Genomic DNA, 20,364 nt, shown 5'->3' on the forward strand with positions numbered 1-20,364 from the left:
TTTTTAAAACGGATTGTTTAATAAATTTTTTAAATTACAAAACATGTTATAGAATATATTTTTATGAAAGGTTTTTTGAAAGGTTTTTATTAAAATGGCTAAAAAAAAAGAAATTGTTAAGATTCTTTTAAAAACATATGATTATTATTTGATTGATCAGGCAGCAAAAAAAATTATTAACAGTGTTATTAGAACAGGAGCTAAAATAAAAGGTCCTATCCCATTACCAACTAGAAGAGAAATTTTTACTGTTATTCGTTCGCCTTTTGTAAATAAAGATAGCAGAGAACAGTTTGGTCGTTTTACTCATAAACGTTTAATTCAAATTATTGAACCAAATAATCAAACTATAGATGCTTTGATGCATATTAATTTACCTTCTGCGGTAAATATTTTTTTGAAAAAATAAACGATAAAATAAATTATTTTTAATTTAGAAAAGAGGAAGAAATGGCTAAAGGAATTTTAGGTCAAAAAGTAGGAATTACCCAAATTTTCGATGACAAAGGAATTTTAATTCCTATAACTATAGTTGATGTATCTGAAAATGTTGTTTTACAACAAAAAACTTTTGAAAAAGATGGTTATCAATCAACTCAATTAGGTTTTGGTTCTAAAAAAGAAAAAATAACAACAAAACCTCTTTTGGGGCATTTTTTAAGAACTAAAACAAAACCAAAACGTTTTATTAGAGAAATTTCTTTTTCATCAGATGAAATAAACGAATTAAAAAATTTATCAGAAGGTGATATTGTAAATATTAATTTATTTAAGGCAAAAGAAATTATTGATGTAACAGGCATAAGTAAAGGGAAAGGTTTTTCTGGTTCTATTAAAAGACATAATCAAAGTCGTGGTCCTGAAAGCCATGGTTCTAGGTATCACAGAAGACCTGGTTCAATGGGTCCAATTAAAGGAAATATAACAGGTAAAAAATTACCAGGACAAATGGGACATAAAAAAATTACTTTGCAAAATTTAATTCTTTATTCTGTTGATTCAGAAAAAAAAATTTTTTTAATTAAAGGGAGTATTCCTGGTCCAAAAAAAAGTTTTGTAATTATAAAATCTGCTGTTAAAAAAATAACAAGGAAGTTTATTGATAATGACTAAGTGTAATGTTTTTAATCAAAAAGGAGAATTTGTAACAGAATTATTTTTATCTCAAAATATTTTCGGCATCAAACCTAATAAACAAGTTTTATATGATGTAGTAAATCAACAAAGAGCAGCAATGCGTCAAGGAACACATTGTACTAAAAATAGAGCTGCTGTTTCTGGTGGAGGGAGAAAACCTTGGGCACAAAAGGGAACAGGAAATGCACGACATGGCTCTATTCGTTCTCCTTTATGGAAAGGTGGAGGTGTTGCTTTCGGACCTAAGCCTAGAAAATATAATTTTAAGGTGAATGCTAAGATTAGAAAATTAGCTATGATTTCTTCTTTATCTTGGCAAAAAGAAAATGATAATATAATAGTAGTTGATTCTTTAAAGTTGGAAAGTCATAAAACAAATTATTTTAGTTCATTTTTAAATAAATTGAAAATAAAAGACAAAGTATTAGTGATAGTTGATGAATTAAATGAAAATTTAATCTATTCTACTAGAAATTTGCCTCAAGTAACTTTAGAAAGTGTTTCTCATGTTAGTGTTTATCAAATTTTAAATGCCAAAAATCTTCTTGTTAACCAAGAAGTCATTAAATATTTTGAAGAGGTTTTAAAGTAATGGTTTATAAATATTATGATTTAATTTATTCTCCAATTATTACTGAATCAACAAATAAAAAATTGGATTCACAAAATATATATACTTTTAAGGTGGATAAAAAATCAAATAAAACAGAAATTAAAAAATCTATAGAATATATTTTTAATGTTAAGGTTTTATCTGTTAATGTTATGAACGTTCTTCCTAAATTTAAAAGAAGAGGTAAGTATACAGGTTATACTTCTTCTTATAAAAAAGCAATTATTAAATTACTTCCAGGACAAAGAATTAATATTTTTCATGAAGATAAATAAAAAAAATATATATCATCAATTTTTAAAAAAATTAGAAAGGTTTTTGTAGTGTTAAATGGCAATTAAAAAATATAAGCCTACGTCTAATGGACATCGAAATATGAGGTTACAAGATTTTAGTGAACTTACAACTTCTGTTCCTGAAAAAACATTATTAGTTCCTAAAAAGAAAACAGGTGGTAGAAATAATCAAGGCAAAATAACAGTAAGACATCGTGGCGGCGGCGTTAAACAAAATTATAGACTTATTGATTTTAAACGTAATAAAGATAATATTCCTGGTAAAGTTGTTACTATAGAATATGATCCGAATCGAAATTGTAATATTTCTTTAATTCATTATGCAGATGGAGAAAAAAGATATATTTTAACTCCAAAAGATATTATTGTTGGTAATAATATTTTTTCTGGTAAAGATTCTGATATTAAAGTTGGAAATTCTTTACCTTTAAGTAATATTCCGATCGGTTCTTTTGTTCATAATATAGAATTAAAACCTGGTAAAGGCGGACAATTGGCTCGTAGTGCTGGAACTTCAGTTCAAATTGTCAAAAAAGAAGATAAGTATGCTGTTTTAAATTTACCTTCTGGCGAAATAAGAAAAGTTTTAATTTCTTGTAGAGCAACAATTGGTTCTTTAGGAAATGAATTTTATAAATTAATTCGTAATGGCAAAGCAGGAAGAACTCGTTATTTATCTATCAGACCTACAGTAAGAGGTTCAGCTATGAATCCTAATGATCATCCGCATGGAGGTGGTGAAGGTCGTGCACCTATTGGTCGAAAAACACCTATGACACCTTGGGGTAAAAAAGCTCGTGGAATCAAAACTCGTAAAAAAAATAAAAATTATGATAGTTTAATTTTAAAAAAACGTAAATAAAAATTAGTTAGGAGGTTTTATTCAATATGGCTCGTTCTATTAAAAAAGGACCTTTTTGTGATGAACATCTTTTATCAAAAGTTTTGAAACAAAATAAAAATAAAATTAAAAAAGTTATTCAAACTCGTTCACGTAGAAGTGTTATTTTACCTGAATTTATAGGACATAAAATTGCTATTTATAATGGCAAACAATATACAATTTCTTCTATTACAGAAGATATGGTAGGTCATAAATTAGGAGAATTTTCTCCTACTCGTACTTTTCGTGGCCATGCTAAAGGTGATAAAAAAATTACTAAAAAATAATTTAAAGAAGGTATTTTTATATGAAAGTAAAAGCAATTGCAAATCAAGTTCCTATTACTCCTAGAAAAGCACGTTTAGTTATTGATTTAATTCGCGGCAAAAGAGTTAAAGAAGCGGAAGCAATCTTAATGTTTACTCCTAAATCGGCTTCCCCAATTGTTATCAAATTATTAAAAAGCGCTATCGCTAATGCTGTTCATAATTTTAAACTTAATATAAATGATTTATATGTAGAAATGGTTTATGTTAATGAAGGTCTTCGTTTACCTCGTTTATTTCCTAGAGCAAAGGGAAAAACAGATAAAAAAAAAAAAAGAACAAGTCATATAACAATATTCGTTTCAGAATATAAAAGAAATAATTAAAAAGGAGAAAAATTAAAGTGGGTCAAAAAAGTAATCCTAATGGTTTAAGATTAGGGATTATTCGTAATTGGGAATCCGAATGGTATAGCAATGATAAACAAGTTCCTTATTTAGTTGTTGAAGATTTTAAAATTAGAGATTTAATTAAAAAAAATTTTTCAAAAGGAATTATTTCTAAAATAGAAATTAAACGTTTAAAAAAAACTAATGATGAAATTATTCAAATTCAATTGTATACTTCTCAAATAGGAATAGTACAAGGTCAAGATAACAAAAATAAAGAAATTTTAATTAATAAAATAGAAAAATTAATAAATAAAAAAATAGAAATGAATATTTTTGAAGTTAAAGCTATTAATAAAATTGCTTCTTTATTAGCCCAAAACATTGCTATTCAATTACAACAAAGAGCTTTTTATAGACAAGTTCAAAAAGCAGCAATTCAAAGATGTTTAAAAAGTAATGTCAAAGGTGTTAAAATTATTATTTCAGGTCGTTTGGGTGGAGCAGAAAAAGCAAGAAGTGAATCTGTTTCTGTAGGCGCTGTACCTTTGAATACTTTAAGAGCTAATATAGATTATGCTTTTGAAGAAGCTCATACTAATTATGGAGTTTTAGGAATAAAAGTTATTATTAATCATGGTTATATTCTATCTAATAAAAATATTTTTGATATTAAATAAACATAAAAAAAACTTATTTTTATATAAAAAATAATAAGTATATATATATAACATTTAAAATAATTAATTCAGTGTTTGAAGAATAATAATTTTTATCAATTTAAAAGGATGTAAATAAAATAAAATTATGTTAATCCCAAAGAAAACTAAATATCGTCGTCCTCATCGCATCAGTTATGAAGGCAAATCTAAAGGACAAAACAAGATTATAAACGGAAATTATGGTTTAATTGCTAAACAGGGTTCATGGATAACTAGTCAACAAATTGAATCTGCTCGTATTGCTATGACACGTCATATGAAAAGATTAGGTAAAGTTTGGATTAATATTTTCCCTCATTTATCTTTGACAAAAAAACCTTTAGAAGTAAGAATGGGTTCAGGAAAAGGGAATCCTGAATTATGGGTTGCAGTTGTCAAAAAGGGAAAAGTAATTTTTGAAGTTAGTGATAATAATAATTTAGACAAAGTAGAAATAGAAGCCTTAAGATTAGCATCACATAAATTACCAATTGTTACCAAAATTGTTAAAAGAGGGCAAGAATAATGAGAATTAAAGAAATTCGTCTAATGAAAGAAGAAGATATAAATCAAAAAATTATTTTTTATAAAAAAGAATTATTTGAAACTAAAATAAAATTAGATTTAGCAAAATCTAAAGATACTTCTATTGTTCGTAAAATTAAAAAAAATATTGCAAGAATGCAAACAGTTTTAAATGAAAAAAAACGTGAAGAATTAATTTAATTTAAAATAATATATAAATATTTTTTACATTTTTCCAAAAAAAATGAAATCTTTTATTAAAAAAAGAGGTAAATGAATGCGTAATAATAGAAAAGTTTTATCAGGTGTTGTTGTTTCTGATAAGATGCAAAAAACAATTGTCGTTTTAGTTAATTATTATAAAAAAGATCCTTTATATGGGAAAAGAATTAAAAAAACTAATAAATTTCATGTTCATGATGAAAAAGAAATTGCTCGAATAGGTGATTTAGTTAGTTTTACAGAAACAAGACCTTTATCTAAAACTAAAAAATTTCGTTTATCAAATATTATTTTTAGTAAAAATAGGGTAAATAAAATATGATTCAAATAAATAGTCGTTTGGTAGTAGCTGACAATAGTGGTGCTAAAGAGGTTTCGGTTATTAATATTCCTGGTTCAAGTAAAAAACGTTATGCTAATATTGGAGATATTGTTGTTGTTTCTGTTAAAAAAGCTATTCCTTCGGGTATGTTAAAAAAAGGAGACAAAGCAAAAGCTTTGATTTTACGTACTAAAAAAGGGTTAAGAGGCAAAGATGGTACTTATATTAAATTTGATGATAATGCCGTAGTTATTATTAAAGATGATACCACTTTAAGAGGAACCAGGATTTTTGGACCTGTAGTTAAAAATCAAAAATTAAGAGATAATAATTTTTTTAAATTTCTTTCTTTAGCTGAGAAAGTTTTTGTAATATGAGGAAATTGTAATGTATATTAAATTAGGTGATATAGTTGCTATTCGCGCTGGTAAAGATCGTTTTTTTAAAAATGAAAATGGAGAAAAAACTATTAAATCTGGTAAAGTAGTAAAAATTTTTTTTCAAGAACAAAGAGTTTTAGTCGAAGGAATTAATATCGCTACTAAACATAAAGCCACTACAAAAGAAGGCGAAAAAGGAAATATTATTAAAGAAGAAATGCCAATTCATGTTTCTAATTTATCATTAATCGATCCTGAAAAAAAAATTCCAACACGTGTTGGGTTTCGTTTTGAAAATGGAAAAAAAGTTCGTTATTCCAAAAAAACAGGTATTACTATATAATTTGGTTTAAAGAAAGCATGGATGAATTTATGAAAAAATATAATATTCAATATAATAAACAAAATATTTTTTTAGATTTAAAAAAAATTTTTAATTTTAAATCAATAATGCAAATTCCGAAAATAGAAAAAATAGTTATTAATATGGGAGTTGGTCGTGCTGTTTCTGATGTTAAAATTTTGGATGAATTTTATGATCAATTAACTCTAATTAGCGGCCAAGTACCTGTTATTACTAAATCTAAAAAATCTATTTCTAATTTTAAATTGAGAGAAGGAATGCCGATTGGTTTAAAAGTTACTTTAAGAGGGATGAAAAAACAATTTTTCTTAGATAAATTAATTAAAATAGTTTTGCCTAGAATAAGAGATTTTAGAGGTTTAAGTGTTAAATCTTTTGATGGAAAAGGTAATTATTCTTTAGGAATTAAAGAACAAATTGTTTTTCCTGAAATTGATCTTGATAAAGTTAAAAAAAGTTGTGGAATGGATATTTGCATTGTTACTACAGCTAAAAATGATTCAGATGCTAAAAAATTATTACAATTTTATGGCATGCCTTTTTCAAAATAAAAAAATTAATATTTTAATTATTAAAGAAAGAATGGAGTCTTTTGTGGCAAAAAAATCAAAAATTATTAAAAATCAAAAACAAATAGAATTATTTTTGAAATACAAAGATAAAAGATTAGAATTAAAAAAAAAAAGAGATTATAAAGGTTTATCTAAACTTCCTGTTCAATCATCTCCTGTAAGATTAAAAAATATAGATAAAATAGATGGAAGAGCTAGAGGATATATAAGAAAATTTGGTATATCTAGAATTAAATTTAGAGAATTAGCTAATAAAGGGGAAATACCAGGTGTTAAAAAAATTAGTTGGTAAAGGAGAGAAAAAATGATAACAAATCCTATTGCTGATTTACTGACAAGAATACGTAATGCAAATTTAATGAATCATGAAAAAGTTTCAGTTTCTATTTCTAAATTTAAAATTAAAATTTTAGAAGTTATAAAAAGAGAAGGTTTTATAAAAGATTTTTGGTTAAACGAATCTAAAAAAATTATCACTATTTATTTAAAATACAGTGCTGATAAAAAAAGAGCTATTTTAGGTTTAAAAAGAGTATCTAAATATGTTACTGTAAATAAAATACCAAGAGTTTATAACGGATTAGGTATTGCTTTAATTTCTACTTCAAAAGGTATTTTGACAGATTACGAAGCTTTATCATATAATTTAGGTGGAGAAGTTTTAGCTTATATTTGGTAAATTATCGAAGGAGATTCAAATGTCGAGAGTAGGAAAAAAAATTATTTTTATTCCAGAAGGTATTAAAGTAGAAGTAAATGAACAAAATTTAATTAATATCAGTTATAATGAAAAAAAAATACAATATCAATTCAATCCTTTGTTGAATATAAATATAAAAGATAATTATATTCAAATTGCAAGAAAAAATAACCAAGTTTTTATGAAGAAAATTCATGGAACAACAAGAGCTTTATTATTTAATATGATTACAGGTTTAAAAAAATCTTTTATAAAAAAAATTGAAATTGTTGGTTTAGGTTATGATGTTGAAAAAAAGGATTCTAAATTAATTTTTAATTTAGGTTTTTCACATACTATTTCTTTGATAATTCCTTCTAATCTAGAAATAGAAATTATAAAAAATAAAGAAATTATTGTCAAAGGGATAGATAAGCAATTTGTTGGCGAATTTGCTGCTAAAATATTAAAATTACGTAAACCAGAACCTTATAAAGGTAAAGGAATTAGATTATTTAATCAATATATTCATCGTAAAGTTGGTAAAAGTGCCAAAAAATAAGAAAGGATTTAAATGATAAATAAAATATTATGATAAATAAAGAATCATTAAAATATTTAAGAAAAAAAAGACATTTGCGTTTAAGAAAAAAAATAATAGGAACGAAAGATAAACCTCGTTTAAATGTTTTTTATTCTAATAAGTATTTTTATGCACAAATAATTGATGATCAAAATAAAGTTACTTTATGCAGCGTTCATAGTAAAGAAATAAAAGCTAATGTTATTAATATAAAAGTTGCATCTGATATAGGTAGAATCATTGCTCAAAAAGCTTTAAAAAATGGTATTAGTAGAGTTGTTTTTGATCGTGGAGGACGTTTATATCACGGCCGAATTAAAGCGTTGGCTGACTCTTCAAGAAAAGAAGGATTAATATTTTGAAAGATTTGAATACTAAAAAATACACTTTTAATCCTAAAAAAGTTAATACTAATTTAGAAGAAAAAGTGATTTCTATTAATAGGGTAACTAAGGTTGTTAAAGGAGGACGTCGCTTACGTTTTTCTGTTTTGGTTGTTGTTGGAGATAAAAAAGGTAAAATAGGTTTTTCTAATTCTAAAGCTCAAGAAGTTTTAGATGCTATAAAAAAAGCATCGGAAAAAGCTAAAAAAAATTTATTTCAAATTTCTCTTGTTGGTACAACTATTCCTCACGAGATTATTGGTAAATTTGGTGCTTCTAAAGCTTTATTAAAACCAGCAAAAAAAGGGACAGGGATTATTGCGGGAGGCAAATCAGCTAGAACTGTTTTAGAATTAGCTGGAATAAATGATATTTTAGCGAAATCTTTTGGTTCAAGAACACCTATCAATATTTTAAGAGCAATAGTTAATGGTTTACAAAATTTAAGAACTATAAAAGATATTGAAGTAAGAAGAGGAATTAATTTAATATCTAAGTTTAAAAAAAAGGTTGATTAAATGAAAAAATTAGAAATTATATTAAAAAAAAGTATAATCGGAAGAACTCCTAATCAAATTAAAAATATTTATTGTTTAGGATTGAGAAAGATTAATCAAAAAGTTATTAAACAAGATTCACCAGTTATTAGAGGGATTATAAAAAAAATTAATCATTTAGTTTTAGTTAAAGAAATTATTGAAAAAGAGAGCGTAGATTGATAGATGATAATGTTACATTTGTTAAAACCTATTAAAAATGCTAGAAAAACAGTAAAACGTTTAGGTCGTGGTCCTGGAAGTGGCAACGGCAAAACATCAGGAAAAGGTCATAAAGGACAATTAGCTCGTGCTGGTGGTGGAACTAGATTAGGTTTTGAAGGCGGACAAACACCTTTTTTTCAAAGAATCCCCAAAAGAGGTTTTTATAATTTTAATAAAAAAAAATATCATTTAATTAATTTAAAAGAATTAGAATTTTTTGAAAATGGTTCTTTAATAACGAAAGAAGTATTATTGCAAAATAAAATAATTAAAAAAAATACTTCATTATTTAAAATTTTATCTAAAGGTAGTTTTAGTAAAAAAATAATTGTTCAAGCTAATAAATTTTCTAATAAAGCCAAAGCTGTTATTGAAAAAAATGGTGGAAGTATAGAAATAATAAGGTAATTTTAAGGTAATTTTTATATGAAAAAGATAATTAGTTTTTTATTAGATAAAAAAAATATAATTAAAAAAATTATTTTTACTTTAATTATTGTTTTTATTTATGTTATAGGAAGAGAAATTCCGATTCCTTTTTTAGAAAAAGAATATTATCAAAGAATGAATTTTTTTAAAAATGTAAAAGATGATGATTCTTTTAATCTTTTTTCTAGTTTTTTTAACATGAATAGTTTAAATATTTTTGTTTTAGGTATTTCACCTTATATTACTGCTTCTATTATAGTTCAATTTTCACAAAAAGTTTTACCTTCTTTAAAAGAATGGTTTAATCAAGGAGAAAAAGGAAAATATAAAATTAATTTAGTTACAAGAGGATTGACTTTTTTTTTTGCTTTAGGACAAGGTTGGATGATTTTAAAACAACAAACAATTTCGTTTGAAAATAATAAATCTTCTATTTTTATTTCTCTTTATTTTTTAATTGTAGGAACTTTTATTTGTATTTGGTTATCTGATTTAATTACATCTAAGGGAATAGGAAACGGAGTATCAATTTTAATAGTTGTTGGAATATCTGATAAGTTATTTTCAACTTTTAAATTTTTATTAAATTTAGATTTAAAAGAGATATCGATGTCATTGATTATGACAAAAATTTTAATTTTGTTTTTATTTTTGATTTTATTAATATTGACAGTTTTTTTAACTTTAGGTTATTTAAAAATTCCTATTAACTATGCTATAAATAAAAATAATGATAGATTAGACAAATATATTCCTATAAAATTGAATATAGCTGGAATTTTACCTATTATTCTTGCTGAAGTCTTTTTAAATATAACTCAGTATATAAAAATGTTTGAAAATAAAAAAATTAATAATTTTATATCATTTTTCGAAAAACCACGTTATGATTTAGGAATATCGTTTTTTTTATATCTTTTATTAATTATTTTATTTTCTTTTTTTACATCTTTTATAACTATTAATCCTTATGATATTTCAGAACATTTATCTAAACAAAATGCTTATTTAAAAAATATTAAACCTGGTTTTCCGACTGTAAAAAAAATAACTCATGAAATGTTTAAAATAATTTTTATTGGAACTATTTTTTTAACTTTATTAACTGCTGCTCCTGATATAATTAATTTTTTTTTAATTTTGTTTAAACAAGAAAATGTTTGCTATAAAATTAAATTTGGCGGAACTAGTCTTTTAATTGTTGTTGGTACTTCTTTAGAATTTATACAGAATATTAAAGAAAAGAAAAATATTAAAAAAAATTATAACAATTTATTTTAAAAATATTTATAATTATTTATTTATTAAATGATTATAACAAAAGGTTGTTTATTTTTATGTTTTTGATTAAAAATAAAAATGAAATTATTATAATGAAAGAAGCTGGTAAAATTTTATCTTCTATAAGAAAAAAATTATTAAATTATTTAAAAATAGGAATTTCTACTTATCAATTGGATATGATTGCTTTTGATTTAATGAAAAAACATGGTGTTGTTTCTGCTTTTAAAGGTTATCAATCTTATAATTTTCATACTTGCATTTCTATAAATGAAACAATAGTTCATGGATTACCATCTAAGGAAAAAATTATTAGATACGGAGATGTAGTAACTATTGATTTGGGAATAAAGTATAAAGATTATTTTGTTGATTCAGCTTGGACTTATTGGTTAGGCGATATTTCTAAAAAAAATCAAGAATTTATAGAAAATACTAAAAAATCTTTATTTTTAGGAATTGAACAAGTTAAACCTGGAAATAAAATTTCTGATATTTCTCGTGTTATATCTAAGGTTGGAAAAAATTATAATTATGGAATAATAGAAAATTTTTCAGGTCACGGAATAGGAACAAAATTACATGAAGAACCTTATATTTTTAATTTTGATTTTGTTATAAAAGATTATAAATTAAAACCTGGTATGACTTTTTGTATAGAACCTATGTTTACATTAGGAAGTAAAGAGGTTAAAATTTTAGAAGATGGTTGGAGTGCTGTAACTTTAGATTCTAGTTTAAGTGCTCATTTTGAACATACAGTTTTAGTAACTGACAAAGGATATGAAATTCTAACTTAAAATAAATAAAATATATAATATAAATTATGAAAAAAGGAAATTTTCTATAAAATGATTAACAATGAAAATACGGTAGATGCTATTGTTGTAGGTGTTTTACCGAATGCTAAATTTAAATTAAAACTTCCTGATGATAGAATTATAATTTCTTATATTTCTGGAAAAATACGTGTAAATAAAATTGGTATTTTGTTAGGTGATAAAGTAAAAGTTGATAATAAAGGTCGTATTGTTTTTCGTTATATTGATAAAAATTCAAAATGATATAATTTTTTATATAAACAAAAAAGGAGATATTTTATATGAAGGTTCGTTCTTCTGTAAAAAAACGTAGCGTTGATGATATTATTGTTCGTCGTAAAAAAAGAATCTATATTATAAATAAAAAAAAACGTCGTAATAATCAAAGACAGGGTTAAATAGAAAGGATTTTTTGAATAATAAATGGTAGTGAGAAGAATTGCAGAAGTAGATATTCCTAATAATAAAACAATATTTATTGCTTTGACTTATATTTATGGGATTGGTAAAAAAACTTCTAAAAAAATTTTAGATAAATTAAATATAGATTCTAATATTAGAGTTGATCAGTTAAGTGAAAATCAATTATCTATTATTAAAAATGAATTAAATAAATTAGTTTTAGAAGGTGCTTTAAGAAGAGAAAGAACTTTAAGTATCAAAAGATTAATGGAAATAGGTTGTTATAGAGGAATTAATCATCGTAAAGGGCTTCCTGTTAGAGGTCAAAAAACTAGAAATAATGCTAAAACAGCTAAAAAAAATCGTAAAAAAGTTATTTTAGTTAATAAAAAAAATGATAAAGGATTAAGAAAAAGAGTTTAATTATGAAACAAAAAAAAAGAATTAAAAGCAAGAAAATAAAAAAAAATGTTCCTTTAGGAATAGCTCATATTCAAGCTACTTTCAATAATACTATTATAACTATTACAGATTTAGAAGGTAATACAATTGCTTGGAGTAATGCTGGTTCTTTAGGTTATAAAGGCAGCAAAAAATCTACTTCATATATTGCTCAACAAGTTGCTAAAAAAGTTTCTGCTTTAGCTAAAGAACAAGGAATGAAACAAATAGAAGTGTTTGTCAAAGGGCCAGGAGTTGGTAGAGAAACTTCAATTCGTTCTTTGCAAGAATCTGGTTTAGAGATTACTGCTATTAAAGATGTTACACCTTTACCTCATAATGGTTGTAGGCCTCCAAAACGTCCACGTGGATAAAATCAAAATATCTGAAAAAGGATTAATATAATGCAAAAATTAAAATTTATAAAACCTAATATGCTTATCGAACAAGAAGGAACAGATTCTTTTCTAAGTAAATTCAGAATTTATCCTTTAGAAAGAGGATTAGGAATTACTATAGGTAATTCTTTAAGAAGAGTTTTATTATCTTCTTTACCAGGTGTTGCAATTGTTAATACTAAAATAGAAGGTGTTAATCATTATTTTAGTGTTATTCCTGGAGTTTTAGAAGATGTTATGTCGATTGTTTTAAATTTAAAAAAAGTTGTTATTTCAGTAGATTCTGAAGAAGAAGATTTTGAAACTGAATTAAAGATAGATACTGTAGGTGAAAAAGTAGTAACAGCGGCTGATTTTAATTTAGTTGATGGAGTAAAAATTATTAATAAAGATCAAATAATTGCTACTTTGACAAAAGATACTCTTTTTCAAATGAAAGTAACTGTAAAAAAAGGGATCGGTTATGCTTCATCTGAAGATAATAAAATTTATAGTAAAAATGAATTTGGAGTAATTCCAATTGATTCTTTATATACTCCTATCGTTAGAGTTACTTATAATGTTGAACCAAAACTTAATAGTAAAGAGGAATTAGTTATCGAAATAGAGACTAATAAATCTATTTCTTCTAAAGAAGCTTTATCTACAGCATCTAAAATTTTAATCGATCATTTTAATGTTTTGGTTAATTTATCTGAAAAAGCAAAAAATAATTTTTTTATTTATGAACCTAAAAAAGAAAGTCATAGCCATGCTTTAAATTTAAGAATTGATCAATTAGGAATATCTGTGCGATTATTTAATAGTTTAAAAAAATCAGGAATTAATACAGTAAAAGAATTAGTAGATAAAAATGAAAAATATATAACTAAGCTAAATAGTTTAGGGAAAAAATCTTTAGAAGAGTTAAAAAATAAAATGAAAGAATTAGAAATTAATTTTCAAGATGATATTTTTATTAATTAAAAAAAATTAATTTTTAATTTTTATTCTTAATTAAAAAAAACAATTTTCAATTTTTATTGAGATTTTTTTATTTTGAACATAAAAACATTAGAAAATAAAAAAATAATATTTTTTTAAGGAATAGATTAATTTTGATAAATATTTATTTTTTAAAATTATTAAAAAAATAAGGTGAAATTAATATAATGGCTTATAGTAAATTAAGACGTAATACGTCTCAAAGAAAAGCTTTGTTAAGAAGTTTAGTTTCTGATTTGTTAATTAACAATCGTATTATAACTACTGAATCAAAAGCTAAAGAAATTAAAAGAATAGTTGATAAAATTATTACTTTAAGTAAACAAAATAATTTAAGTGCCAGAAGATTGGCCTTAAATTTTTTGTTTAATAAAAAAATAGATTCTAATATAAATGTTTTGCAAAAATTATTTCAAGAAATAGTTCCGAAATATGAAAATAAAATAAGCGGATATACAAAAATTATAAAAGGATTGTATAGAAGAGGTGATGCTGCTCCTCTTGCTTTGATTTCTTTAATCGATTAATATTTTTGTATTTGTTAAATATTTATGTTTTTTTACAATTTTATTATTTTTTTGAGATAAAAAAATAATATTTTTTCAAAAAATATAAAAAATGGTAATAAAATGATAGTTATTAAAAATTTAGGTTTTAGCTATAAAGACAAAAAAATTTTTCATAATTTAAATTTAAAATTTTCTATGGGTGAATGGGTTTCTGTTATAGGTCATAATGGTTCAGGAAAAACTACTTTAGCTAAAATTTTAACAGGTTTATTACAACATAAAGAAGGACAAGTTTTTATTTATGATAAAGAATTAACTGAAGATAATTTATTTGAGTTGCGTTCTTTAATAGGAATTGTTTTTCAAAATCCTGATTATCAATTTGTAGGTTTTGATGTTCAAAATGATATAGCTTTTGGTTTAGAAAATCAATTATTATCAAGAAAAGAAATACAAGCAAGAATAAAAAAATATTCTCAAATGATTGGAATAGAAAATTTATTATATGAAAAACCCCAAGTATTATCTGGTGGCCAAAAACAAAAAGTAGCGATGGCTTCTGTTTTAGCTATGGAACCTGAAATTATTATTTTAGATGAGCCTACATCTTTTTTAGATCCTCAAAGTTCTCAAGAAATTTTTGATATTATTAAAAATATTCATACAAAAAGAAATAAAATTTTAATAACCATTACCCATGATTTACATTTTGCTTTTAAAAGTGATAAAATAATAGTTTTAGAAAAAGGGCTTATGTATAAATATACTGAACCTAAGCATTTATTGGAAGATGAAGATTTTTGTTTAAAATATTTTAATTTTTTACCTTTAGCAATTCAAATTTATTATAAATTAAAAAATGAATTAGATTTAGAAAAAATAAATCAAAAATTTTTTAAGAAATTAAAGGATACTTTATGGCAATACAATTTGAAAATGTAACTTTTTATTATAATAGCAAGAGTAAGATTGATCCTGTTTTAAAAAAAATTAATTTAAAAATAAATGCTAAAAATGATTTTATTGCTTTAATTGGGAAAATAGGTTCTGGTAAATCAACTTTAGTTCAATTAATGAATAGTTTATTGATTCCAAAAGAGGGTTATATAGAAATTTTTAATAGAAAAATAGATAAAAAAACATCACCTCAATTACTAACATCTTTTAAAAAAAAAATAGGATTAGTTTTTCAATTTCCTGAATATCAAATTTTTGAAAATACTGTTTTAAAAGATGTAATGTTTGGTCCTAAAAATTTTAATATGACGAATGAGGAAGCTAAAAAAAAAGCTATTGAAGCTTTAAAACAAGTGGGATTAGAAGAAGAATTATTTGATTCTTCACCTTTTAAGTTATCTGAAGGGCAACAAAGAAAGGTTGCTATTGCTGGTGTTTTAGCTATGGAACCATCTATTTTAATCTTAGACGAACCAACAAGAGGTTTAGATATTGATAGTCAAAAACAAATTATGAGTATTTTGCAAAAAAAAAATCAAAAAGATAATAAAACTATTATTTTTATTACTCATGATATAAATTTAGTATCTGAATATGCTAATAAAGTTCTTTTATTAGAAAAAGGAAAAATTATTTTTTATGGATATAAAGAAGATTTTTTTCATAATGTTGAATTATCTAAATTTAATTTTATAGAACCACGAACTTTTCAAATTTTAAAATTTTTAAATAAAGAGTTAGAAATTCCTTTTGAATATAAATATTCTTCTTTTGAATTATTTAAATATTTAAAAGAAGTTTGCGAAAGTTACAAAAAAAATGATTAAGATGAATTTGGTTAATAATAAATGCGGTTCTATAACAAATTTTAATAAATCTTTTATTCATTATATTCATCCTTCTTTTAAAATTATTTTAACTATTTTAATTTTTCAAATTATTCTTAGTTTGAATTTGGAAAACTTTAGATTTGTTTGGGATTTTACAAATAAAGGTATAATTAAAAATTTTTTTTGTTTGTTATATTATCTTTTTTTTATTTTTATTTTTCTTTTTTTATTAATAGTAGTTAATTATTCATTTTCGATGTTATTAAAAAAATTTTTAGGTTTTAAATTTCTTTTCTTTTTTAGTTTATTATTACATTGTAATATTCAAAACACAAATTTATATTTAGAAAAATCTAATTATTTATATTTTCCATTTTGGAATTTAAATGAAGGAACCTTTTTTCTTATTATATTTTTTTTATATCTTTTACCTTTATTTTTATTTAAAAAAAAAAAATATAAGAAATTTTATTTTATTTTTATTTTTTTATTTTTTTTTATATTACCTTCTTTTTTAAATAGTTCTTTTTCTTTTTTTAAAGAACAAACTAATTCTTATTTATATTTCTATAAAGAAGATTTTTTTAATATTTTTTTTATTTTTTTACGTTTTTTTTTATTTTTAATGTTTAATATTGTTTTAAAAGAAACTACTTCTTTTATAGAAATTAATTATGGTTTAGAATTGATCTTAAAACCTTTAAAGAAAATTAAATTTCCTGTAGAAATTTTAACTCTTATGTTGTCTTTGATTTTTTTATCTATTCCTTTTTTATTAGAAGAAACTCAAAAAATTTTAAAAGCTCAAATCTCTAGAGGATTAAATTTTTATAATAAAAATATTTTTAAAAAAACTTATTATTTACTTTCTTTATTGATTCCTATTTTTATACTATCTTTTAAAAAATCTTTTGTTTTATCTAATGCAATGGAAACAAGAGGTTATATAATAGGAAAAGAAAGAACTAAATTTATTTTATATGAAACAAAAAAGACTGATTACCTTATATTGTTTTTATTTTTATTTTTATTATATGGAGTTTATTTTATAAAATAGTTTTAGTATAATAAACTTTTTTAATTTTCTAAGAAAGAGGTTTTTATAATAATTATTACTTATAAATTAATTTTAAGTTATGATGGAACAAATTATCATGGTTTTCAAAAACAACCTAATGTTATAACAATTCAATCAGTTTTGGAAAATGCTTTATTGAAGATAACTAAACAAAAAATTTTAACTCTTGCTGCTAGTCGAACTGATAAAGGTGTTCATGCTGAAGGGCAGGTTGTTAGTTTTCAAACTAATTTTCGTATTGCTCCTGATATTTTAAAAAGATCTTTGAATAAAATAATTCCTCGCGATATTCTAATATTAGATGTTGAAGAATTATGTGTACCCTTTCATGTTCGTTATAATGTTCATTCTAAAATTTATCAATATGTCTTTTCTAAGAAAAAAACAAATCCTTTTAATTGTAGATTTCAAGTCTATATCGAAAATATTGAATTTAAATTGATTTCAGAAGCTTTCTATTTACTTGAGGGGGAAAAAGATTTTGTTTTGTTCACTAATGAGAAAAATTTAAAAAAAAATACTATTAAATTTATTTATAAAGTTTTTTGTAAAGAAACAAAAGATCAATTTTTTATATTTTTTCACGGAAAAGGATTTTTAAAAAAAATGATTCTTTTGTTATTAGGATTTTTAATTTATATCGGAAAAAGAAAAAAAAATTTATTAGATTTAAAAAATATGTTTAATAAAAAAAATAAGCAAAAATTTCGTTTTTCAGCACCAGCTAATGGTTTGTGTTTAAAAAAAATTTTATATTAAGAAGGTTCAAATTTAAATATGTTTATTACTTTTGAAGGTTGTGAAGGAACGGGAAAAACAACTTTATCTTTGAATTTATTTCAAAAAATAAAAAAAAAATTCCCTGTTATTTTAACAAAGGAACCTAGTGAAGGAAATTTATTTAATATAGAAATAAAAAAAATATTATTTAAGTTTTATAATAAAATGGATTTTTATACAGAAGCTTTGTTGTATGCTGCTAATAGAAATGAACATTTGAAAAATATTATCATTCCTGCTTTAAAAAAAAACAAAATAGTTATTTGTGATCGTTATTTGGATTCTTCTATCGCTTATCAAGGTTATGCAAGAGAATTAGGCGAAGATATAATTAAGCAAATTAATTTTTTAGCTTTAAAATATTTACCTCAGATTACTTTTTATTTAGATTTAGATCCAAGAATAAGCATCCAAAGATTAAAAGCTAAAAGAAAAGATAAAATAGAATATTTTGATTTAGAAACAATTAATTTTCATAACAAAGTGAGACAAGGTTTTTTAAAACTTGTAACTTTATATCCTGAAAGAATTCATAAACTAGATTCTAATCTTTCTTTGAAAGAATTAGAAACAATTATTCAAATTAAAATTGAGCAATTATTAAAAATAAAAATATGATGGAACAAGAAAATTTATTAGAAAAATTTAAAAAAATTATTAAAAATAAAAAATTATCTCATTTCTATATTATAGAACATGACGAGGATATTGAAGAACAAAAATCTTTTATGTTTGAATTAGTTTATGAATTTTTCAAAAAAGATGAAAGTTTTATTGAAGAAAATATTATTTTAAAGAATCTTATAAATAAATTTTCTTATCCTAATTTTTATTATTTAGATGCTAAAAATAAAAAAATAACTAAAGAAGATATTTTAGAAATGAAATTATATTTAAATCATACATCTTTGATAGAAAAAAAAAAGATTTTTATTATTAATTGTATTGAAAATGTTTCTTATAAAATAACTAATAGTTTATTATCTTTTTTAGAAAATCCTGTTAGTAAACATCATTTGGGAATTTTATTTACTTGTGATTGTAATCTTTTACTTCCTACTATTTTGTCTCGTGGACAAGTTTTTTCTTTAAAATCTAATTCTAAATTTCTTAGCATAAATGATAGTTCCAAAAAATTATCAGAAGATGAATTAGATAAAGTTTTATTTTTTTTATTAAAAATATTTAAAAAAGAACAAATTAGTGATTATTATTTTTCTTTAAAAGAATTTTTTTTGTCTTTTTTAGATAATATTTTTGAAAAAAAAATAATTTCTCAAATATTTTTTAACAGTTTTTATTTGAACAAAATAAAATTTTTTATTGATGATTTTTTACTAATTGGAACAAGTTTTTTTTTAGATTTATATTTTTATAAAAATAATTTAAATGTTATTTTTCCTAAATCTTTCTTAAGTAAAAAAAAATATAATAAATTATCTTTAAAACAAAATTTAAAGATTTTAAATTTATTAATCGAAATTGAACAAAGAAAAAATATTTTAGATTCAAAATTTTGTTTTATGTTTTTATTTATTCAAATAGAAAAAGAATTACAGATAAAAAAAACGGATTTAGATATGATATGTTAATTATTCAAAAAACTTTTACGGAAACAAAAAATATTTTATATTTAGTTTCAACGCCAATTGGTAATATGAATGATTTTAGTTTTAGAGCTTTGGAAACTTTAAAAACAGTTGATTATATTTTAGCAGAAGACACAAGAATATCGATGAAAATTTTAAATTTTTATAATTTTAAAAATAAATTAATTTCTTTGCATAAATATAATGAAAAATCTCGTATAAAGCAAGTTTTATTTTTGTTAAATAATAAAAAAAATTTAGCTTTAATTAGTGATGCTGGTACACCTTTAATTAATGATCCAGGGTTTTTTCTAGTTAAAGAAGTTCAAAAAGCAGGTTTTTTTGTTACTGTTATTCCGGGCGCTTCTGCTTTTTTATCAGCTTTTGTTTTGTCTTCTTTTGAAATACCTTTTTTATTTTTAGGTTATATCTCTAAAAAAAAAAGCGATAAAAAAAAAATTTTACTTAAATATTTTCTTTTTGATGGAACTATTATTTTTTATGAATCTGCAAAAAGAATTAAAAAAACATTAACATTTATTCGTGAGATTTATGGAAATCGAAATATTTCTTTATCTCGAGAATTAACTAAAAAATTTGAAACAATTGTGAATGGTTCTTTAGATGATATTTTAAAAGAAGAATTAATAATTAAAGGCGAATATGTTTTAGTAATAGAAAAATATAAAAAAATTTTAATCGATGAATGTTGATAGTATTATATAAAAAAATATTATTCAAAAAAACAAATTAATTTAAATTTTTAGTTCAATTAATTTTTACTTTTCT

Annotated in this window: 36 protein-coding genes; all 36 read left to right on the forward strand. The window is 22.7% G+C overall.

What is annotated here, in order from left to right; translation table 11 throughout:
- The first annotated feature begins 94 nt into the window (after window positions 1-94).
- The 36 genes from rpsJ (at window position 95) to rsmI (ending at window position 20,288) form a co-directional block, all read left to right on the forward strand.
- Window positions 95-409 carry a 30S ribosomal protein S10 gene (rpsJ, locus tag Q8777_RS00495; RefSeq protein WP_318676244.1) on the forward strand — a complete coding sequence of 105 codons (315 nt, stop codon included), beginning with the start codon at window positions 95-97 and terminating at the stop codon, window positions 407-409.
- Window positions 410-450: 41 nt separating this feature from the next.
- Window positions 451-1,113: a 50S ribosomal protein L3 gene (rplC, locus tag Q8777_RS00500; protein WP_318676243.1), complete on the forward strand. Its 663-nt coding sequence runs from the start codon at window positions 451-453 to the stop codon at window positions 1,111-1,113.
- Window positions 1,106-1,729 (forward strand): 50S ribosomal protein L4, encoded by a 624-nt coding sequence (gene rplD, locus Q8777_RS00505; protein ID WP_318676242.1) that lies wholly within the window; start codon window positions 1,106-1,108, stop codon window positions 1,727-1,729. The genes rplC and rplD overlap by 8 nt, the downstream gene beginning before the upstream one ends.
- Complete coding sequence (rplW, locus tag Q8777_RS00510) at window positions 1,729-2,025, forward strand: 50S ribosomal protein L23 (RefSeq protein WP_318676241.1); 297 nt, start codon at window positions 1,729-1,731, stop codon at window positions 2,023-2,025. Before rplD ends, rplW begins: the two co-directional genes overlap by 1 nt.
- Before the next feature lie 55 nt (window positions 2,026-2,080).
- Complete coding sequence (rplB, locus tag Q8777_RS00515; RefSeq protein WP_318676240.1) at window positions 2,081-2,908, forward strand: 50S ribosomal protein L2; 828 nt, start codon at window positions 2,081-2,083, stop codon at window positions 2,906-2,908.
- A gap of 26 nt (window positions 2,909-2,934) precedes the next feature.
- Window positions 2,935-3,216 (forward strand): 30S ribosomal protein S19, encoded by a 282-nt coding sequence (gene rpsS / locus Q8777_RS00520; RefSeq protein ID WP_318676239.1) that lies wholly within the window; start codon window positions 2,935-2,937, stop codon window positions 3,214-3,216.
- Window positions 3,217-3,236: 20 nt separating this feature from the next.
- Window positions 3,237-3,581, forward strand: a complete 345-nt coding sequence (gene rplV / locus Q8777_RS00525; RefSeq protein ID WP_318676238.1) for a 50S ribosomal protein L22 — start codon at window positions 3,237-3,239, stop codon at window positions 3,579-3,581.
- Window positions 3,582-3,598: 17 nt separating this feature from the next.
- A complete protein-coding gene (gene rpsC / locus Q8777_RS00530) occupies window positions 3,599-4,264 on the forward strand; it encodes a 30S ribosomal protein S3 (RefSeq protein WP_318676237.1) in 666 nt (221 codons plus the stop codon).
- Window positions 4,265-4,391: 127 nt separating this feature from the next.
- On the forward strand, window positions 4,392-4,811 hold the full coding sequence (gene rplP, locus Q8777_RS00535; protein WP_318676236.1) for a 50S ribosomal protein L16: 420 nt from the start codon (window positions 4,392-4,394) through the stop codon (window positions 4,809-4,811).
- Window positions 4,811-5,011, forward strand: a complete 201-nt coding sequence (rpmC, locus tag Q8777_RS00540; protein ID WP_318676235.1) for a 50S ribosomal protein L29 — start codon at window positions 4,811-4,813, stop codon at window positions 5,009-5,011. The genes rplP and rpmC overlap by 1 nt, the downstream gene beginning before the upstream one ends.
- Window positions 5,012-5,087: 76 nt before the next feature.
- The gene (gene rpsQ, locus Q8777_RS00545; RefSeq protein WP_318676234.1) at window positions 5,088-5,354 is read left to right on the forward strand and encodes a 30S ribosomal protein S17; all 267 of its coding nucleotides are present in this window, start codon (window positions 5,088-5,090) and stop codon (window positions 5,352-5,354) included.
- The gene (gene rplN, locus Q8777_RS00550) at window positions 5,351-5,731 is read left to right on the forward strand and encodes a 50S ribosomal protein L14 (protein ID WP_318676232.1); all 381 of its coding nucleotides are present in this window, start codon (window positions 5,351-5,353) and stop codon (window positions 5,729-5,731) included. The genes rpsQ and rplN overlap by 4 nt, the downstream gene beginning before the upstream one ends.
- 10 nt (window positions 5,732-5,741) lie before the next feature.
- Window positions 5,742-6,077: a 50S ribosomal protein L24 gene (gene rplX / locus Q8777_RS00555; protein ID WP_318676230.1), complete on the forward strand. Its 336-nt coding sequence runs from the start codon at window positions 5,742-5,744 to the stop codon at window positions 6,075-6,077.
- A gap of 29 nt (window positions 6,078-6,106) precedes the next feature.
- Complete coding sequence (rplE, locus tag Q8777_RS00560) at window positions 6,107-6,649, forward strand: 50S ribosomal protein L5 (RefSeq protein ID WP_318676229.1); 543 nt, start codon at window positions 6,107-6,109, stop codon at window positions 6,647-6,649.
- Between the two features lie 43 nt (window positions 6,650-6,692).
- Window positions 6,693-6,962 carry a 30S ribosomal protein S14 gene (gene rpsN / locus Q8777_RS00565; protein WP_318676345.1) on the forward strand — a complete coding sequence of 90 codons (270 nt, stop codon included), beginning with the start codon at window positions 6,693-6,695 and terminating at the stop codon, window positions 6,960-6,962.
- A 12-nt stretch (window positions 6,963-6,974) separates the two neighbouring features.
- Window positions 6,975-7,349 (forward strand): 30S ribosomal protein S8, encoded by a 375-nt coding sequence (gene rpsH / locus Q8777_RS00570; protein WP_318676228.1) that lies wholly within the window; start codon window positions 6,975-6,977, stop codon window positions 7,347-7,349.
- A 19-nt stretch (window positions 7,350-7,368) separates the two neighbouring features.
- The gene (gene rplF / locus Q8777_RS00575) at window positions 7,369-7,911 is read left to right on the forward strand and encodes a 50S ribosomal protein L6 (RefSeq protein WP_318676227.1); all 543 of its coding nucleotides are present in this window, start codon (window positions 7,369-7,371) and stop codon (window positions 7,909-7,911) included.
- A gap of 29 nt (window positions 7,912-7,940) precedes the next feature.
- The gene (gene rplR, locus Q8777_RS00580) at window positions 7,941-8,294 is read left to right on the forward strand and encodes a 50S ribosomal protein L18 (RefSeq protein ID WP_318676226.1); all 354 of its coding nucleotides are present in this window, start codon (window positions 7,941-7,943) and stop codon (window positions 8,292-8,294) included.
- 5 nt (window positions 8,295-8,299) lie between these two features.
- Complete coding sequence (gene rpsE / locus Q8777_RS00585; protein ID WP_318676343.1) at window positions 8,300-8,833, forward strand: 30S ribosomal protein S5; 534 nt, start codon at window positions 8,300-8,302, stop codon at window positions 8,831-8,833.
- Complete coding sequence (rpmD, locus tag Q8777_RS00590) at window positions 8,834-9,034, forward strand: 50S ribosomal protein L30 (RefSeq protein WP_318676225.1); 201 nt, start codon at window positions 8,834-8,836, stop codon at window positions 9,032-9,034. It abuts the gene before it with no gap.
- A 6-nt stretch (window positions 9,035-9,040) separates the two neighbouring features.
- Window positions 9,041-9,484, forward strand: a complete 444-nt coding sequence (gene rplO / locus Q8777_RS00595; RefSeq protein WP_338140411.1) for a 50S ribosomal protein L15 — start codon at window positions 9,041-9,043, stop codon at window positions 9,482-9,484.
- Between the two features lie 18 nt (window positions 9,485-9,502).
- A complete protein-coding gene (secY, locus tag Q8777_RS00600; protein WP_318676223.1) occupies window positions 9,503-10,786 on the forward strand; it encodes a preprotein translocase subunit SecY in 1,284 nt (427 codons plus the stop codon).
- 56 nt (window positions 10,787-10,842) lie between these two features.
- Complete coding sequence (map, locus tag Q8777_RS00605) at window positions 10,843-11,586, forward strand: type I methionyl aminopeptidase (protein WP_318676222.1); 744 nt, start codon at window positions 10,843-10,845, stop codon at window positions 11,584-11,586.
- A 51-nt stretch (window positions 11,587-11,637) separates the two neighbouring features.
- Window positions 11,638-11,850 (forward strand): translation initiation factor IF-1, encoded by a 213-nt coding sequence (locus Q8777_RS00610; protein ID WP_318676221.1) that lies wholly within the window; start codon window positions 11,638-11,640, stop codon window positions 11,848-11,850.
- Between the two features lie 38 nt (window positions 11,851-11,888).
- A complete protein-coding gene (rpmJ, locus tag Q8777_RS00615) occupies window positions 11,889-12,005 on the forward strand; it encodes a 50S ribosomal protein L36 (RefSeq protein ID WP_318676220.1) in 117 nt (38 codons plus the stop codon).
- Window positions 12,006-12,036: 31 nt separating this feature from the next.
- Complete coding sequence (gene rpsM / locus Q8777_RS00620; RefSeq protein WP_318676342.1) at window positions 12,037-12,432, forward strand: 30S ribosomal protein S13; 396 nt, start codon at window positions 12,037-12,039, stop codon at window positions 12,430-12,432.
- A gap of 2 nt (window positions 12,433-12,434) precedes the next feature.
- Window positions 12,435-12,824, forward strand: coding sequence for a 30S ribosomal protein S11 (rpsK, locus tag Q8777_RS00625; RefSeq protein WP_318676219.1), 390 nt, complete (start codon window positions 12,435-12,437; stop codon window positions 12,822-12,824).
- Between the two features lie 30 nt (window positions 12,825-12,854).
- Entirely contained in the window at window positions 12,855-13,814 is a 960-nt protein-coding gene (locus Q8777_RS00630; RefSeq protein ID WP_318676218.1) for a DNA-directed RNA polymerase subunit alpha, read from the forward strand.
- Window positions 13,815-13,999: 185 nt separating this feature from the next.
- A complete protein-coding gene (gene rplQ, locus Q8777_RS00635; RefSeq protein ID WP_318676217.1) occupies window positions 14,000-14,359 on the forward strand; it encodes a 50S ribosomal protein L17 in 360 nt (119 codons plus the stop codon).
- 84 nt (window positions 14,360-14,443) lie between these two features.
- Window positions 14,444-15,283, forward strand: coding sequence for an energy-coupling factor transporter ATPase (locus Q8777_RS00640; RefSeq protein WP_318749434.1), 840 nt, complete (start codon window positions 14,444-14,446; stop codon window positions 15,281-15,283).
- The gene (locus Q8777_RS00645) at window positions 15,259-16,125 is read left to right on the forward strand and encodes an ATP-binding cassette domain-containing protein (protein ID WP_318676216.1); all 867 of its coding nucleotides are present in this window, start codon (window positions 15,259-15,261) and stop codon (window positions 16,123-16,125) included. The genes Q8777_RS00640 and Q8777_RS00645 overlap by 25 nt, the downstream gene beginning before the upstream one ends.
- Window positions 16,118-17,185: an energy-coupling factor transporter transmembrane component T gene (locus tag Q8777_RS00650; protein WP_318676215.1), complete on the forward strand. Its 1,068-nt coding sequence runs from the start codon at window positions 16,118-16,120 to the stop codon at window positions 17,183-17,185. Before Q8777_RS00645 ends, Q8777_RS00650 begins: the two co-directional genes overlap by 8 nt.
- Before the next feature lie 69 nt (window positions 17,186-17,254).
- On the forward strand, window positions 17,255-17,965 hold the full coding sequence (truA, locus tag Q8777_RS00655; RefSeq protein ID WP_318749435.1) for a tRNA pseudouridine(38-40) synthase TruA: 711 nt from the start codon (window positions 17,255-17,257) through the stop codon (window positions 17,963-17,965).
- 18 nt (window positions 17,966-17,983) lie between these two features.
- Complete coding sequence (gene tmk, locus Q8777_RS00660) at window positions 17,984-18,604, forward strand: dTMP kinase (protein WP_318676214.1); 621 nt, start codon at window positions 17,984-17,986, stop codon at window positions 18,602-18,604.
- Window positions 18,601-19,578: a hypothetical protein gene (locus Q8777_RS00665; RefSeq protein ID WP_318676213.1), complete on the forward strand. Its 978-nt coding sequence runs from the start codon at window positions 18,601-18,603 to the stop codon at window positions 19,576-19,578. The genes tmk and Q8777_RS00665 overlap by 4 nt, the downstream gene beginning before the upstream one ends.
- Window positions 19,572-20,288 carry a 16S rRNA (cytidine(1402)-2'-O)-methyltransferase gene (gene rsmI, locus Q8777_RS00670; RefSeq protein WP_318676212.1) on the forward strand — a complete coding sequence of 239 codons (717 nt, stop codon included), beginning with the start codon at window positions 19,572-19,574 and terminating at the stop codon, window positions 20,286-20,288. Before Q8777_RS00665 ends, rsmI begins: the two co-directional genes overlap by 7 nt.
- The last annotated feature ends 76 nt before the right edge of the window (window positions 20,289-20,364 follow it).

Origin of the sequence: Candidatus Phytoplasma stylosanthis (assembly GCF_032886435.1) — a bacterium.
GTDB lineage: Bacteria > Bacillota_I > Bacilli_A > Acholeplasmatales > Acholeplasmataceae > Phytoplasma > Phytoplasma stylosanthis.